This window comes from Pseudoalteromonas sp. SR43-3, from assembly GCF_014163875.1.
Classification (GTDB): domain Bacteria; phylum Pseudomonadota; class Gammaproteobacteria; order Enterobacterales; family Alteromonadaceae; genus Pseudoalteromonas; species Pseudoalteromonas distincta.
In genome coordinates, this window is sequence record NZ_JACJEC010000002.1 from 248,496 (window position 1) to 265,098 (window position 16,603).

The window sequence follows — 16,603 nt, forward strand, 5'->3', positions numbered from 1 at the left end:
CCCAGTAACTAAAAATAAAGATTTATTTACTGGCTTTATTAGCACTTAAGTGCTGTTATTTAACAATTAATCCGTAATCGTTATCTAAAATAGTAATAACTTCTTGGCGAGGATCTTCAGGGATCACGATATCTCTGCCAACAATTTTACTCGCTATGCCAACATAGGTATTTGACACTTCAAGCATTACTGATTCTGGTAAAATATAATCTTTAGCTAACTGCTCACGCTCACTCATGCGATCTTTATTTAATAATACGTCGCTCTCTGGCACGTTATTAATCAGTAATTGACGAAAGCCTTCTTTAGAATTTTCAACAATTTTACCGTCTTTGTAAGCGGCTTCATCCCAAATACGTGACGAATCAGGCGTGCCTACTTCATCAATATATATAAGCTGTTGCGCGCCATTTAAACCCTCTACATAACCAAACTCAAATTTAGTATCTACAAAAATTTGGTCAAGCTTCGCTAGTTCATCACTAATTAATTTAAAACCTTCAACTAACAGTTTTTCGTATTTGGTTACATCATCTGTCGATTTAAAGTTAAATACATCTAAGTTATTAGTAATATTAACGCGAGTAATATTTACATCATCAACAGGTGGAATATCAGCAACGCCTTCAATAATACCTTTTGTTGACGGCGTAATTAACACGTCATCAAGCTTTTGGTTCGCTTTTAAACCCTCTGGTAATTCAATACCACAAAAGTTACGTATGCCTTTAGCGTAATCGCGCCACATGCTACCCGTAATATATTGGCGAGCAATTGCCTCTACCTTTACTGTACTGGCTTTACGTACAATCCACACATACGGATGCGGAATATCTACAATATGATTGCCCGCAAGACCCGCTTTATCAAATAACTTAAACCAATGGGCTGCCACTGAGTTTAGCGCTATACCTTTACCTGGTACGCCATTTAAACCGTTTTCGCCTTGCCAAATGCAATCAAATGCAGAAATTCGGTCTGAAATAACCATAATAGCAAGCTCAGTACCTGTCGGTACTTGGTAGCCTTTATCTTTAATTAATCGTGCGCTGTCTTCATCAGTTAACCAATAAACTGAACGAACTTTACCGCTGTGTACTTCACCTTTGGTACGAATGGGTAAATCATCGTTTACGTCTAAAACTTTATAGCTAGTCATGCTATCTCCGGGGTTAGGGATGCTCTTTGAGCAAAGTATGGTATGGGGTTATATGGGCTGTATAATAATCTAGCCAACCTCAAAGCTCAATCGGATGCTTAAAACAAATAAAGGCATATATTTATAAGCGAGTCGCAATGGGGTAAACTTAATGTGCCAACCAGCCTGAGGAGATAGCTTGAACTACTTAACTGCCACTAAAAATAAAAAATACTTGATGTATATCTCTCAAAATTATTCGTACGCTATCTTGAGGCCTATTCAGGCTGCAGTACTAGCTAATGGTGGCGAAGTGCGCTGGTTTTTACAAGGCACAGACGTAAACCCAAGCTTTTTACAAAGCCACGAGAAACAACTTAATTCGATTGAAGAGATTCACGAATGGTCTCCCGATGCTACCTTCGCTCCAGCTAATTTAATACCTACATTTTTTCCAGGAATAAAAGTAGCCGTTTTTCATGGCTTTGATGCCCACAAAAGAGATACAGATGGAGAAAAAGGTCACTTTGCGATTAGAGGGTGTTTCGATTTATATTGTACGCAAGGGCCTAATACAACAAAGCGGTTTGCAAAATCGGCGCAAAAACATGGTCATTTCAAGGTAGCTCAAACAGGCTGGCCTACCCTAGATCCATTATTTAGCAAAACAACTGATAACCCTTACAAAAGTGACGATCCCCGACCTACATTATTAATATGTTCTACTTTCTCACATAGACTAACACTTGCGCCTAGACTCTATGAAAAAATTAAAAGCTTTAGTACACAAGGAAAGTGGAGGATATTAGTTCAATTTCATCCAAAGATGCAAACCGAGTGGGTTACTAAATATAAAGCGTTAAGTAATCAAAATTTAACTTTTGTGGAAACTGATAATGTACTCCCATTACTCCAAGTCGCTGATGTAATGCTTTGTGATACCTCATCGGTTATGCAAATGTTTTTAGTACAACACAAACCCGTTGTAACCTTTTGCACAAGACAGCCCTTCCCTCACCTTCTTGATGTTACTCAGGCCGATGAAGTAGAAGCGGCCATTGAACATGCGCTTACTAAACCTAGTGATTTAATGCAAAATATTGAAAGCTATTGCCAAGAACTTCATCCGTATACCGATGGTCAATCTAGCCAGCGCGTATTAAATGCAGCTAATGAATTTTTGCAAAGTAACGAAAAACTAAAACCAAAACCACTTAATGTAATAAGAAACTTTAAAATGCGTAAAAAGCTTAATTATTGGAAATGGTAAAATAAAGTAATGATCAACCTAAAAAACGTAACTTTTAAGTGGCATAAAAGCGATAGCTCACCCACGCTCAACATAAAAGAGTTAGTTATCGAAAAAGGTGAGCATATTTTTTTACACGGTCCTAGTGGCTCAGGTAAATCGACATTGTTAGCGATTCTTGCAGGTATTAATACAGCCACCAGCGGTGAGGTATCAATTTTAGACCAAAACCTAACTACATTAAGCAATACTACCCGTGATATTTTTAGAGCGGATCACATTGGCTACATTTTTCAAAACTTTAACTTACTCCCTTATTTATCACCTATTGAAAATATAACGCTTGGGTGTGAGTTTTCAAAAATCCGAAAACAAAAAATATTAAAGCAATCATCAAATAAAAGCGCTGCCTTACAAAATGAAGCGATACGGTTATTAAATGCTTTAGGGCTTACTGCGCAGTACCACAATAAAAATGTAGCAGAGCTTAGTATTGGACAACAACAGCGAGTTGCAGCCGCTCGCGCATTCATAGGCAGCCCTGAACTAATAGTTGCTGATGAACCCACATCCGCACTGGACATTAACAATCGTGAGAACTTTATAAAGTTACTGTTTGAGCAAGCAAAGCTATCTAATAGTACATTGGTGTTTGTGAGCCACGATGAAACACTAAAGCCTTTATTTGACCGCTCCATTGACCTTATAAATTTGCAGGAGCAGGTATGATCATCGCTAAACTTGCTTACAAAAGCTTATTAAATCGCCGCGCAAGTGTACTGCTTACATTATTCACTATCGCAATTAGTGTAATGCTACTTTTAAGTATTGAGCGTGTACGAATTGATGCTAAAAGTAGTTTTAGTAATACTATTTCGGGCACTGATTTAATCGTCGGTGCGCGTACCGGCGATATACAGTTGCTGCTTTCGTCCGTATTTAGAATTGGCCATACTAATAACGGCGTAAGTTGGAAAAGTTACGAATACATAACAAGTCAGCGAGGCGTAAAATGGAGTATACCTATAAGCCTAGGCGACAGCCATAAAGGCCAAGCGGTACTAGGCACAACACTTGATTACTTTAGCCATTATCGCTTTGCGAAAAAACAAAATTTAACCTTTAACAAAGGCCACCCTTTTGCTGCAATTAACGAAGTGGTGCTAGGTAGTGAAGTTGCAAATAAATTAGGTTATAAACTTAACGACTCTATTGTTATATCGCACGGTATGGGGAACACCAGTTTTCATCATCATGACGATAACCCATTTAAAGTCGTTGGTATTTTAAACCCTACAGGCACGCCTGTTGATAAAACGCTGCATATTCCTTTGGCTGCAATCGATTTAATTCACGGCGGTAAAGCTAGCCTTGAGCATGAGCATGAGCATGAGCATGGGCATGGGCATGGGCATGGGCATGGCGAACATAACAACCTAGTTGGGCACCCAAAACAAATCACAGCTTTTTTAATGGGATTCAAATCGCCTTTATACACACTACAAATTAGACGCAATATAAATCAATATAAGCCAGAAGCCTTGCTTGGGATTATGCCAACCGTAACACTTAAAGAGTTATGGGAAATGCTCGCCATAGTAGAAAAAATACTTTTGCTATTCTCAGCTGTTGTCGTGTTAGTAAGCCTACTTGGCATGTTAACGACATTGCTTGCAAATTTAAGTCAGCGTCGCCGCGAACTTGCTATATTACGTTCGGTGGGCGCTCGCCCTTGGCATTTATTTACACTTATAAGTATTGAGTCACTACTTACCACTTTGCTTGGTTGCCTAGTAGGTAGTGCGCTTTATTACTTAATGATTTTTTCAGCCAGCGGTTACTTACAAAGCCATGCCGGTATAAGCGTAAATATCACAATGCTCTCTTACTATGAACTGGGCTTAATCGGGGTTATTATGGCCGCAGGTTTTGTTATTGGCTTAATACCCGCTACTCGCGCTTATTTTTATTCACTCAGCGATGGCATGAGTATAAAAGCATAATTTTTAGGTATTTTATGACATTTTTTAAAACAGCTTTTCAATACATTGCTGCTATTAGCTTATTATTTATAAGCGTAGCGAGCTGTGCCAATCCACCAAAAGAAATTTTTTGGGAAGACTTAATTCCCAAAGGTCATATGCAAATAGACACTCAAGCACAAGCTAATCACGAAAGCAGCGATCAAAACTGGGTGCAACCCGATTTAGATGCTCCAGTGGTAAAAGCGCTTGATGGTCAATCGGTAAGTTTGCCTGGTTTTGTTGTGCCACTTGAGGGCGATAGCGAAGTCATTACTGAGTTTTTACTCGTGCCTTATTTTGGCGCCTGTATACACGTACCACCACCACCGCCAAATCAAATAGTCCATGTAACGATTAAAGGTGGTGTGCCTATAGATAGTCTGTACGACGCAATCGTTGTAACCGGAATAATAAGCACAGAAACATGGTCGGGCGAAATAGCGCAGGTAGGATATAAAATGAAAGCGGTCGGTGTAGCACCGTTCGAGCTTTAAAATAAAGGGCCCGCTTTAAAGCTGGCCCTTAAATCTCATTAAATTTAGAGTCGGTAAAATTCAAATAACTACTTTTGGCAATTTGAGCAAAAAATAGTACTGCGTTGCCCTAATCTAATTTCTTCTAATTCGTTTTCGCACGTCATACATGGCTTGCCTTTGCGCCCATATACTAATAACTCTTGAGCAAAATACCCAGGCTTACCATCACTTTGTGCAAAGTCTTTAAGCGTTGTACCACCTTGTGTAATAGCCGCTGCAAGTGTGTCTTTTATAATAGGGATAAGTGCTTGATAACGTTTGAGCGATACTTTTCCCGCTTCTCGCTTTGGATGTATACCCGCTTTAAATAACGATTCATTCGCGTAAATATTACCAACACCAACCACCACTGCGTTATCCATAATAAATTGCTTTAGGGGTACTTTTTTATTGCGCGATTGTTCGTACACGCGTTTAGCAAAAAAATCATCGGTAAGCGGCTCAGGACCAAGCTTAGAGAGTAGCTTATGCACTTCACCGGGCTCTTGCCATAAGCAACAACCAAAACGACGAGGATCGTTTAAGCGCAGCGCTTTACCGTTGCCAAAAATAAACTCTACATGGTCATGCTTTTTAAGCGGCTCACTTTTATCTACTACACGCAAATTACCTGACATACCCAAATGTAAAATAGTGCTCCCAAGCTCACAATGTAAAAGTAAATATTTAGCTCGTCGCTCAATACTTGTAACAATTAGCCCTTCAAGTTGATACACATCATCGGGCACTGGCCAGCGCATACTGGCATTGTAAATATTTACCTTTGTAACAACTTGGTTTTGTACGTGGGGAGTGATACCCATTCGGCTCACTTCTACCTCTGGTAATTCAGGCATTAATTAGACTCACTTTGTGAAAAATCAAAACTAGGAAATAACTGCTGAGCAGTTTTTAAATCGAGTGCAAGTATTCGCTGGCTTCTCTTTTCGAGTAAATAATATTGTCCATCGCCTTTGTAGAGCAAATAAACCCACGGCATACTTTCGCCAGCCAACTCAAATGTAGCAACGTATAAAGGTGCATTAGGATTAAAAACAACAGACTCATTAACCCCCATTAGCGCCGCGCTTTGCCATTGGTTAACTAAATCACTAAGCTGCTGCTCAGAAGCTTTCCACACGAGCGGTATATCTTTTTGTAGTGGTGTTGTACGCCAACTTGTTCCTATTCGCTCAATTTTTTGATCAACAAATTGCAGTGTAAGTACAAAACTTTGCTGGGGGAGTACAGCTTGTAACGCTGGTTTATCCTCCCCTCCTAAAAATTGCTTATGCCAGCCATTTAAAAAGAAGATCATAATCAACATCGAAAATATTATAACGTTGTTCCAACCTTTACGGCCCAGTCGCATATAAATACACCTAATAAATTCAAGATTTTAAAGTGTAACTAAAACTTAATTGCACTGTCTATATGTTAAAGGCCGCAGACTTTGTTAGAATATCGGCAAATTTAAAGGAGTTCCGTCAATGTCTATGTATGTAGTGGGCCATAAAATCCCAGATTCAGATTCTATTTGTGGTGCAATTGCACTGGCTTATTTAAAAAACCAAATTGATGAGCCAGCAATTCCAACTCGTCTTGGTGAAGTTTCACCTGAAACTCAATTTATCCTTGATAGATTTGGTTTTGAAGCACCAGAGCTTAAGTTAAGCTACGCTGGTGAAGATGTGTATATTGTAGATCACACAGAAAAAACACAAGCACCTGATGATATCGACCAAGCTCGCGTTGTTGGTGTGGTAGATCACCATAAATTAGGTGACTTAACATCATCGACTCCGCTTGAATGTTGGATTCGTCCTGTTGGTTGTTCAAACACCATTATTAAAATGATGTATGACTTCTACAACGTAGAAATCCCTAAAGACATCGCTGGTATCATGATGTGTGCAATTTTAAGCGACACAGTTATATTTAAATCGCCAACATGTACCACAGCCGATATTAAATGTGTTGAAGCGCTAGCTGAAATTGCAGGCATCGAAGACTTTAAAGAACTTGGTATGGATATGTTCCGCGTTAAATCTGCGGTAGAAGACACACCAGCACGTGATTTAGTAATGCGTGACTTTAAAGATTTCAACATGAACGGTAACCTAGTAGGCATTGGCCAGCTAGAAGTAATCGACCTTGCTGTTTTTGACGATATTAAAGCAGACCTTGCAGCCGATATTGCTAAGCTAAAAGTTGAGGGCAACCGCCACTCTGTATTTTTACTGCTTACCGATATAATGAAAGAAGGCTCAGAAATGCTAATTGTATCTGACGATGCAAACTTAGTTGAGCAGGCTTACGGTGTAAAACCAGAGAATGATAAAGTATGGTTAGATGGTGTACTGAGCCGTAAAAAGCAAGTAGTACCACCACTACAAGATGCATTCACAAAAATCTAATGATACCAATTTTATTAAAAACATGATTATTTTATCGCATTAAATAAATCACTAATTTAATGCTATTGGTATAACGTTTTTTGATTTAAAAGCCTTGTTGGTTATGCCAACGAGGTTTTTTTATGTCAATTCGCTAATCATAGTTTAAAAACAAAAAACCCAGCCTAAGCTGGGTTTTTAAATTCTAAAAGAAGAACTAAAATTACTTAATTTTAGCTTCTTTAAAAAGAACATGTTTACGAATCTTTGGATCAAACTTTTTGATTTCCATCTTCTCAGGCATGTTACGTTTGTTTTTGTCAGTAGTGTAGAAAAAACCAGTACCGGCAGTTGAAACTAAACGGATTTTATCGCGCATGATTCAGATCCTTAAACTTTAACGCCGCGAGCACGGATTTCTGTAAGAACCGTGTCGATGCCTTTTTTATCGATAATACGCATACCTTTAGTAGTAGTGCGTAATGTTACAAAACGTTTTTCACTTTCAACCCAAAAACGGTGTGTTTGTAGGTTAGGTAGGAAACGACGTCTAGTCGCGTTTCTCGCGTGTGAACGGTGATTACCAACCGCTGGACGCTTACCTGTAACTTGACATACTTTAGACATGTCTATATATCTCCAATAACTTCGCTCGAGCTTAATTTAATCTAAGGCCGTGTATTTCCGCCCTAGAGATAAATCGAAGGGCGCTCTTTATACAGCTTTTACAGGCAAAGATCAAACACTGATCTATCCAATCAGCTCATATATGTAAATTTGATAGCGGCTAATTATAAAGATCGAATGCCCTTAGGGAAAGTAAAAACTGCATTTAAATTAAACTAATTTGCCAAAACACGTTAAACAGCTCATTTTTAACACACTTATGTGTCTAACAAAGCTAAATCAGGCCTCGCTCGGCAAACGAAACACAGGTTTCTCCACCAACAATGATGTGATCGAGCACACTTATGTCGACCAATTGCAGTGCTTGATGCAATTTATTAGTAATAAGTTTGTCTGCTTGGCTCGGTTCTGCAATACCACTTGGGTGATTATGCGCAAAAATAACAGCGGCTGCATTATTTTTAAGGGCAGCCTTTACCACTTCACGCGGATAAACACTGGCAGAATTAATTGTGCCATAAAAAAGTATTTCGTCTTTTACTAATCTATTTTGGCTATCTAGGTATAACACCATAAATACTTCTTGTTGCAAGCCTCGCATTTGAATTGTTAGATAGTCATAAACTGAGTTAGGCGAATTAAACACTGCATCTCGTTGGCAACGCTCCTGCATATAACGTTGGCTTAGCTCTAATACAGCTTGTAGCTGCACATACTTAGCGGTCCCTAACCCCTTTTGAGAGCAAAACTCCTCAATACTGGCATTAAACAAATTATGTAGGGTTTTATTTTCATTTAATAGATGCTGAGCCAACTCAATTACATTCATTCCTGGTAACCCTGTTCGTAAAAATATGGCAAGGAGCTCAGCATCAGTAAGTGCTTTAGCTCCTTTCGCGATGAGTTTTTCACGAGGTCGAAGTGAGTTTGGAAGTGAAGTAAGTTGCATTGTTCATCCTTGAGAGGCGAAAGTGTCTTATAAATGTAATGCAAATTTAAAATTTAGCCTGTTATTTCGAATTAAAAAACTTCGCTGTACGGGTAAAGATTTGTTATTTTAAGCCCAATATTTAATAAAAACTGATGAACATTCATGACTAACTTAACAAACAAAAAAATTGTACTAGGTATTACCGGCGGTATTGCAGCTTATAAATGCGCAGAACTCGTTAGGCGATTAAAAGACGCTGGTTGTGAAGTAAAAGTAGTTATGACTGAATCAGCTAAACACTTTATTACACCACTGACCATGCAAGCCGTTAGTGGAGAAACAGTCTCTGACTCATTACTAGACCCTTCTGCTGAAGCTTCAATGGGGCATATTGAATTTGCAAAATGGGCTGACTTAATTTTAGTTGCCCCAGCTACCTGCAATATTATTGCAAAAATGGCAGCTGGCATTGCTGACGACCTACTAACGACGTTACTGCTAGCAACGCCAGCAAAAGTCGCAGTTGCGCCAGCCATGAACCAGCAAATGTATGGACACGCAGCTACACAAGCAAATTTAGCCACATTAAAAGCACGTAACGTACTTATTTGGGGCCCAGGTAAAGGTGAGCAAGCCTGTGGCGATATCGGCGCTGGGCGCATGTTAGAGCCACATGAGCTAGTTGCACTATGTACAGCAAAAGAGCAACCGCAATTACTTGCAGGAAAAACAATTACAATAACGGCAGGCCCAACGCGTGAGCCTCTCGACCCGGTACGTTTTATATCAAATCACAGCTCTGGAAAAATGGGTTATGCACTGGCAGAAGCCGCTTTGCAATTCGGTGCTAAGGTTAATTTAATTTCGGGTCCTGTCACTATAAAAGCCCCTACTGGCGTAAACCTTATTAATATAGAAAGCGCTGAGGAGCTATTAACTAAGTCACTTACCTATGCACCACTATCAGATGCTTTTATAGGTTGCGCTGCTGTTGCGGATTATCGAGCTGCAAACATTGCGACTCAAAAAATGAAAAAGCAAGGCGACGAACTCACCCTTACTTTAACTAAAAACCCTGACGTAATTGCAGCTATTGCAAACCTTACACAAAACCGCCCCTATACGGTTGGATTTGCCGCCGAAACTCAAAATGTAGAAAGCTATGCTAAAGGTAAACTACAAAATAAAAATCTAGATATGATTTGCGCTAATGACGTATCAAAAAGTGGCTTAGGGTTTAATTCCGATCATAATGCTTTAACACTGTACTGGCACAATGAACAACTAGAATTACCAACAACAAGTAAAATAGAAATAGCTCGCAAGGTGATCGAACAGCTGGCTAAACATCTATAAAAAGGCTGGAAACAAACTGAATAAAACATTAACATACGCCAATCATTTGAACAAAAAATGACTAGGGTTCTTAACTGCGCCACTAAGAATAACTAATAAAAAGGAATGTTCATGCCTGCGACAAAAAGAAGTAATCGCAAAGAGCAAATACTGCAAGCACTCGCACAAATGTTAGAAACTAATTTAGGACAACGCATCACCACAGCAAAACTAGCTGCTGAGGTGGGTGTGTCTGAAGCCGCGCTATACCGTCATTTTCCGAGCAAGGCGCGTATGTTTGAGGGCTTAATTGAGTTTATTGAAGATACCCTTTTATCTCGTATAAATATTATTATTGAAAACGAAAAAGAAAGCCAAACGCGCATTTATAACATTCTATTATTACTTCTAACCTTTGCTGAAAAAAACCCAGGTATTACTCGTATTTTAACGGGCGATGCTCTGCAAGGTGAGCAAGAACGTTTACGCGAACGTGTACAAACCTTGTTTGAAAAACTAGAAACTCAGTTTAAACAAGTGCTTCGTGAGCGCAAATTACGTGAAGGTAAAAACTTTCAAAGTGATGAGCTTACACTTGCAAACTTTTTACTTGCCTACGTTGAAGGCAAAATGAATCAGTTTGTACGTAGCGACTTTAAAGCAAAACCTAGTGTTCAATTTGAAAAACAATGGCTTGAGCTACAAAAAATTTGGCTGTAATGTTTGCTAAATTAATAAATTGAATACTAAAAAACGACCTGCGGGTCGTTTTGTCGTATGTAGCTGCCATTTATCTGATCCGCTCGAATTATGAACCAAACTCGTTACAATGAAACAATGTCATAATACGAGAATCAATAATGAAAACAAAACTCACCTTATTAAGCACGGCACTCGTTGCCAGCTTAACTAGCACCGGCATACACGCCAAAGAATCGCTACAATTTAAAGACGTATTTAGTTTTAAATCAGCTAAAAGCACACAACTATCTGACAATGGTCAAGTACTCACTTTTAGTGCAACGCCGTATCGTGGAAATGCAACTGGTCAAGTTTACTCACTACAAAGCAATACACTCATCGCAGAAGTAGAACGCGGCACTAAGCCTCATATTAATAAAGCCGCTAACTGGGTCGCCTTTACACAAGTACCTACCTTACTTGAAAAAGAAACAACCAAAAAAAAAGACACACTTAAAAACAATCTGGTACTCGTAAACACACAATCAGGTGCCCAACAAAGCTTTGCTAATGTAAAAGATTACACGTTATCTGATGACGGTATGTGGCTTGCTTATCGTTTAAATAAAAAAGACGATGACGCAAAAGTAGAAGATAAAACCGATAGCACTAAAAACGAAGAAGACAACGCTATCACGCCCGATAAAAAAGATAAGAGCTATGCGCTTGTTATCGTAAATTTATCTGATAAACGCACTCATACAATAGAAAACGTATTTAGCTACGCTATTAACTCAGCTAACAGCCAGCTATTAGTGAGTCAAAGTTACAGCGATGGTAATAACAACCAAATAGCGTTAATTGAGCTCAGTGACTTTAATAGCAGCGTATTAATTGATGAACCGGGCGTAATCGCAAATAAAATAGCGTGGCACCCCACTGACAATATTGCAGCGTTTACATTGGGTAACTATGTAAATGATGACACGCGCCGCCGAAGCTACACTTTACAGCTATATAAAAACGAGAAGCTCTCAACTATAGATTCACCTAATAAAGCATGGACGTTAGGGAAAACAGCCACCCTTGAATGGTCAGAAAATGGCGAGCGGTTATATTTTGAAAACCATCCTAAATTAGCAGCTAAAGTAAAAACTAAAGAATATACCGACGAAGCCTCACTGTATGACTTTGATACCATACGTGAGCATAAAGGTCTTAATGTATGGCACAACAACGATGCGCAAATAAAACCACGTGAAGAGCAACAATGGAACGAAGTTAATAAAAATCGCCATTACAGTGCGGTGTATCACGTTAACTCGCAAAAAGTTGCGCAACTTAGTACACCAAACATGCCTGAGGTTGCACTAAACCCTCAGCGAGATATATCTTTACTTGGCTCATCTAACATCCCCTACCTAAAAAAAATTATGTACGGCGGTTTTTTTGCTGATTACTTTGCAGTAAATATACACACCGGTAAACAAACTCCAATTATAAGTAACTACCCGTTTAGACCGAGCCTTGCCCCTAATGGTGAGTTTGCAGCTTATTTTAGCGATAGCCAAATACAGTTAAAAGATTTAAAAAATAATAAAGTAACACCGCTTACAAAAGCGATTCAGGCAACCTTTGCTGATGATAAACACGACTACCCATCTACTCAACCTGGTTATGGTTTTGCTGGTTGGATGACCGATAGCAGCCAAGTGCTTGCTTATAGTAAATACGATATTTGGGCGTTTGATGTAAAAACGCAGCAAGCTAAACGCCTAACTAATGGTAAGCAAAACAATACGCAGTACCGTGTTATTAAGCTTGATAAAACCCAAGTGGGCTTTAAAAAAGGCGATACATTACTTGTCTCTGCTATTAACTTACAAACTAAACAAAGCGAAGTTGCAAAGCTCGACTTAACCACTAACACACTAACTAAGGTGCTTAGCGGTGATAAACGCTTTGATATGGTTAAAAAAGCCAAAAAGGCTGACAAGTACTTATTTACCTCGCAAACTTATAGCCAATTTCCTGATTACTACCAAACAGATTTTAGCTTTAGTTCACCAAAACAAGTGACCACGCTAAACCCACAAATTAGTAATTTTGCCTGGAGCGAAAAGCCAGAACTAATAAGCTATAAAGGCTTTGACGGTGAAGATTTACAAGGTGTATTAATAAAACCAGCGGGATATAAAAAAGGCGATAAAGTACCTGTGGTTGTGTATTTTTATCGTTACATGAGTCAACGCATGTTTGATTTTCCTAAAATGGAATTAAACCATCGCCCTAATTTCCCTATGTTTACCTCAAACGGTTATGCGGTATTTTTACCTGACATTCGTTTTGAAATAGGTCACCCGGGTAAATCGTCAACGCAAACCATGATCAACGCCACCCAAAAATTAATAGATTTAGGCATAGCCGACCCAGATAAAATAGGCTTACAAGGTCACTCTTGGGCAGGCTATCAAAGTGCGTTTATGATAACCCAAACAGATATGTTTAAAGCGGTTGTATCTGGCGCGCCAGTATCAAACATGACCAGTGCTTACAGTGGCATACGTTTGAAATCAGGTCTTGCTCGTCAGTTTCAATACGAAACAGGGCAAAGCCGTATAGGTAAAAACTTATTTGAAGCACCAGAGCTGTACATAGAAAACTCACCGGTGTTTTTTGCAGATAAAGTAAATACCCCTATTTTAATTATGTTTGGCGATAAAGACGATGCAGTGCCTTGGCACGAAGGCGTGCAGTACTACTTAGCGCTTCGTCGCGCAGGTAAAGATGCAACCTTTTTACAATACGAAGGTGAACCACACCACTTGAAAAAGTTTCCTAATCAGGTCGATTTTTCAGTACGTATGATGCAGTACTTTGATCATTACTTAAAAGGCAAACCTGCTGCAAAGTGGATGACACAAGGCGAAGCATTCGTTGAAGAGTAAATAACCCACACAAAAAAGCCGATATTGCATAAAACAATATCGGCTTTTTTGTTTTTAAAATTTGTATTTCTTATACCAATTCGCTTAATTAAATAAGCTATTTTGAGGCTGGAAAAACGTGTTGATAGCTAGGCAAAAAATTCGATATTTAGTTGTTCTCGGCAATTGCTCCTGCATTGCTCTACCTTCTGCATCCATGCAGTCGTAAATGAGAATTTTTTAACGCAGGTAACGACACGTTTAGCCCCGCAAAATGATTAAGTATTATTGCGGATTGGTATTAAGCTACAAACACAACTCTCTAAATGGTAATGTGGCTGCGCCAATTGATACTGGAAAATTATCAATATTAGATACCACCAGCTTTGGCATAGGGCGTTTAGCGCCACGTCTAAATTGTGCATAAACCTCAGTTCGTGCAATAACTTTTTCAGCCAACTCTTTTGGAATATGGCCACCAATAATAATCGCTTCAGCATCTAATAATGCAGAGCAACAGGTTGCCACTAAATCAAATGAGTCTTGAACTTTAAACAACCACTCTTCAACGCCAGGCCAATCGGGGTCAAAGTTGTCATGCAGGTCGTAAATAGAAGTAACCGCTACGCCATTTTTTTTCAAAATACGTTTTAGTAATTCAAGATTGGGGTGGGCATATAATTTAGGCGGTAGCATGTCGCCAAGCTCACCTGCGTTTCCGTATGTACCGCGCAGTACGTCGCCATTATTTACAATACCACCACCAAATGCGGCCGACACAAACATATAAACAAAGTTTTTATACTCGCGTCCAATACCAGCAACACCTTCACCTGCGGCTGCACCTGTAGCATCGTTAACAACCCAAGTAGGGAGTTGAAAATGCTGCGACACAATATCGATAATATCAACCTGCGACCACTCTTCTAGCATATGGTGGGTATTCATTTTCCCATCCATTGAGCTAAAAAAGCCAGAGATACCCACGCCCATTCCCAGTACTTTTTCACTTGGAATGTCACGCTCAGCGCTTATATCTTCTACCAGCTTTTGTGCACATTTAAGCACATTATTAATGCTCATATCCGACATTAGCTGCATATGGGTGTAAACCACCTTTCCCGTAAAATCCATTACAGCAAGCGAAATAGCATCAAGCAAAATAGCTAAGCCAAAGGTAAATCCGTAATCGGGATTAAGGGCAATGCCAAACCCAGGCTTACCTTTTTTATTAGGAATTAGCGTATCAGTTTGTACAATTACACCGTGTTGGGTTAACGACTTAAGTAAACGCGACACAGTTTGCTGTGGAATACGAGTTGCGCTCACAATATGACTTTGGGTTACGCACTTTTCCCAAAACACCACTTTTATAATATCGCGCTCAATATCTTGAAATAGCTTTTCGCCTTTTCCAAGCTCAAAACCAGAGCGTAATAAGTTACTGTTGTTTAACGAAAACATAGGTATTAACCCTAACAAAATTGGAGCACAAGATTACGTGAAACCATTATAAAGAACAAGTGGGCAAACTGCGCCTACTTAATCACTATCACTCTAAAATCATTCACATTTGTGTTAGTTGGCCCAGTAATAATTAAATCATCAATGGCTTTAAAAAACTGATGGCTATTATGACCTTCTAACTGTGCGTGTAAGTTTTCGCCAGCGTCTTGTGCGCGAGCAATTGTACTGCTATTTATATACGCACCCGCTACATCTTTACTACCATCTACACCATCGGTATCACAAGCAAGTGCGTAAATACCCGCTTCGCCATTAAGTGCCTCAGCCAACGCCATTAAGTATTCTTGATTCGGCCCGCCATCGCCATAAATATCAGCAACGGTTACGGTAAGCTCGCCACCAGAGAACAACATAACGCGCTTGCCTTGGGCTTTTTGATCAAGAGCGATAGCCGCATGTTGCTTTGCAACCTCTTTAGCCTCGCCTTGAATATCATACCCTAGTACCTGAGTTTCCCAGCCTTGATGCTGTGCAACACCTATTGCGCTATCAATAGCATGCTGCGCATTTGCAACAATAAAGTACTCCCCCACGGTGTCAGCAACTCGTTCTTGCTCTGGTTTTAATAAATGCGCTTCAACCTCTGCTATTACCGGCCAATTGTACTTTTGTAAAATAGCCAGTGCATCGGCTTTGGTACTGCCATCGCTAATAGTAGGGCCTGATGCTATATCACTTGGTTTGTCCCCTACTACATCTGAAATAATGAGCGTAACGTAATCCGACTTAGCGGCCTGCGCTAACTTACCGCCTTTAACAAGTGACAACTGCTTACGCACTACATTTATTTCATCAACGCTTGCACCACTTCTAAGTAAAAACTGATTAAGCTTTTGCTTTTGTGAAAAAGGCACATCATCAACAGGTAGGCACATCAACGACGAGCCGCCTCCCGAAATAATAAACAAAATAGGAATATCAGCCGGATTATTTTTTACAAGCTCCAATAACTCTTTGCCAGCTGCTAAGCTGTTATCGTCTGGTGTTGGGTGGTTTGCACTAAGCACTTTAATTCGCCCAGTATCGCCGCTACTTTCGTAGCCATAACGCGTTACCACTGCGCCAAAACATTTATCACCATAAAAGCGATTAACTTCGGCGGCCATTTCAGCGGCGGCTTTACCCGCCCCTACTACACACAAACCTTTGCTTGCATCTATATTTTCTAAATACTTACTCATGCAAGCACTTGGTTTACAGGCATTTACCGCAGTGGTAAATAAATCAATTAAAAACGACTTTTTAGAATCCAT

At 39.5% G+C, this 16,603-nt stretch carries 16 protein-coding genes; 8 read left to right on the forward strand and 8 right to left on the reverse strand.

Annotated elements, in window-relative coordinates; genetic code table 11:
• Positions 1–55: 55 nt before the first annotated feature.
• Positions 56–1,159: a phosphoribosylaminoimidazolesuccinocarboxamide synthase gene (locus tag H5088_RS03480; RefSeq protein ID WP_182752203.1), complete on the reverse strand. Its 1,104-nt coding sequence runs from the start codon at positions 1,157–1,159 to the stop codon at positions 56–58.
• A 178-nt stretch (positions 1,160–1,337) separates the two neighbouring features.
• On the opposite strand from H5088_RS03480, the gene H5088_RS03485 reads away from it, so the two are divergent.
• The 4 genes from H5088_RS03485 to H5088_RS03500 are packed head-to-tail and all read left to right on the forward strand — an operon-like array spanning position 1,338 to position 4,905.
• Complete coding sequence (locus tag H5088_RS03485) at positions 1,338–2,408, forward strand: CDP-glycerol glycerophosphotransferase family protein (protein WP_182752204.1); 1,071 nt, start codon at positions 1,338–1,340, stop codon at positions 2,406–2,408.
• Positions 2,409–2,417: 9 nt separating this feature from the next.
• Positions 2,418–3,116 (forward strand): ABC transporter ATP-binding protein, encoded by a 699-nt coding sequence (locus tag H5088_RS03490; protein WP_182752205.1) that lies wholly within the window; start codon positions 2,418–2,420, stop codon positions 3,114–3,116.
• A complete protein-coding gene (locus H5088_RS03495) occupies positions 3,113–4,390 on the forward strand; it encodes an ABC transporter permease (RefSeq protein ID WP_182752206.1) in 1,278 nt (425 codons plus the stop codon). Before H5088_RS03490 ends, H5088_RS03495 begins: the two co-directional genes overlap by 4 nt.
• 14 nt (positions 4,391–4,404) lie before the next feature.
• Positions 4,405–4,905: a DUF3299 domain-containing protein gene (locus H5088_RS03500; protein ID WP_182752207.1), complete on the forward strand. Its 501-nt coding sequence runs from the start codon at positions 4,405–4,407 to the stop codon at positions 4,903–4,905.
• A gap of 68 nt (positions 4,906–4,973) precedes the next feature.
• On the opposite strand, the gene mutM is transcribed toward H5088_RS03500, so the two are convergent.
• Both mutM and H5088_RS03510 read right to left on the reverse strand, forming a co-directional pair.
• Entirely contained in the window at positions 4,974–5,783 is an 810-nt protein-coding gene (gene mutM, locus H5088_RS03505) for a bifunctional DNA-formamidopyrimidine glycosylase/DNA-(apurinic or apyrimidinic site) lyase (protein WP_182752208.1), read from the reverse strand.
• On the reverse strand, positions 5,783–6,298 hold the full coding sequence (locus H5088_RS03510; RefSeq protein WP_004335529.1) for a hypothetical protein: 516 nt from the start codon (positions 6,296–6,298) through the stop codon (positions 5,783–5,785). The genes mutM and H5088_RS03510 overlap by 1 nt, the downstream gene beginning before the upstream one ends.
• A 118-nt stretch (positions 6,299–6,416) precedes the next feature.
• On the opposite strand from H5088_RS03510, the gene H5088_RS03515 reads away from it, so the two are divergent.
• Positions 6,417–7,343, forward strand: a complete 927-nt coding sequence (locus tag H5088_RS03515) for a manganese-dependent inorganic pyrophosphatase (protein WP_004335532.1) — start codon at positions 6,417–6,419, stop codon at positions 7,341–7,343.
• A gap of 202 nt (positions 7,344–7,545) precedes the next feature.
• Here H5088_RS03515 and rpmG read toward each other — a convergent pair whose 3' ends face one another.
• From rpmG to radC, 3 genes are all read right to left on the reverse strand, one after another.
• Complete coding sequence (rpmG, locus tag H5088_RS03520; RefSeq protein WP_004335545.1) at positions 7,546–7,701, reverse strand: 50S ribosomal protein L33; 156 nt, start codon at positions 7,699–7,701, stop codon at positions 7,546–7,548.
• Between the two features lie 11 nt (positions 7,702–7,712).
• Positions 7,713–7,949: a 50S ribosomal protein L28 gene (gene rpmB, locus H5088_RS03525; protein WP_004335549.1), complete on the reverse strand. Its 237-nt coding sequence runs from the start codon at positions 7,947–7,949 to the stop codon at positions 7,713–7,715.
• A 274-nt stretch (positions 7,950–8,223) separates the two neighbouring features.
• On the reverse strand, positions 8,224–8,898 hold the full coding sequence (gene radC, locus H5088_RS03530; RefSeq protein WP_182752209.1) for a DNA repair protein RadC: 675 nt from the start codon (positions 8,896–8,898) through the stop codon (positions 8,224–8,226).
• Positions 8,899–9,042: 144 nt separating this feature from the next.
• On the opposite strand from radC, the gene coaBC reads away from it, so the two are divergent.
• From coaBC to H5088_RS03545, 3 genes are all read left to right on the forward strand, one after another.
• Positions 9,043–10,236, forward strand: a complete 1,194-nt coding sequence (gene coaBC, locus H5088_RS03535) for a bifunctional phosphopantothenoylcysteine decarboxylase/phosphopantothenate--cysteine ligase CoaBC (protein ID WP_182752210.1) — start codon at positions 9,043–9,045, stop codon at positions 10,234–10,236.
• A 111-nt stretch (positions 10,237–10,347) separates the two neighbouring features.
• Positions 10,348–10,935 (forward strand): nucleoid occlusion factor SlmA, encoded by a 588-nt coding sequence (gene slmA / locus H5088_RS03540; protein ID WP_004335558.1) that lies wholly within the window; start codon positions 10,348–10,350, stop codon positions 10,933–10,935.
• Positions 10,936–11,075: 140 nt separating this feature from the next.
• Positions 11,076–13,844: a prolyl oligopeptidase family serine peptidase gene (locus tag H5088_RS03545; RefSeq protein WP_182752211.1), complete on the forward strand. Its 2,769-nt coding sequence runs from the start codon at positions 11,076–11,078 to the stop codon at positions 13,842–13,844.
• 285 nt (positions 13,845–14,129) lie between these two features.
• Here H5088_RS03545 and H5088_RS03550 read toward each other — a convergent pair whose 3' ends face one another.
• Positions 14,130–15,287: an ROK family transcriptional regulator gene (locus H5088_RS03550; RefSeq protein WP_002957728.1), complete on the reverse strand. Its 1,158-nt coding sequence runs from the start codon at positions 15,285–15,287 to the stop codon at positions 14,130–14,132.
• Between the two features lie 74 nt (positions 15,288–15,361).
• Positions 15,362–16,603: a glycerate kinase gene (locus H5088_RS03555; RefSeq protein ID WP_182692781.1), complete on the reverse strand. Its 1,242-nt coding sequence runs from the start codon at positions 16,601–16,603 to the stop codon at positions 15,362–15,364.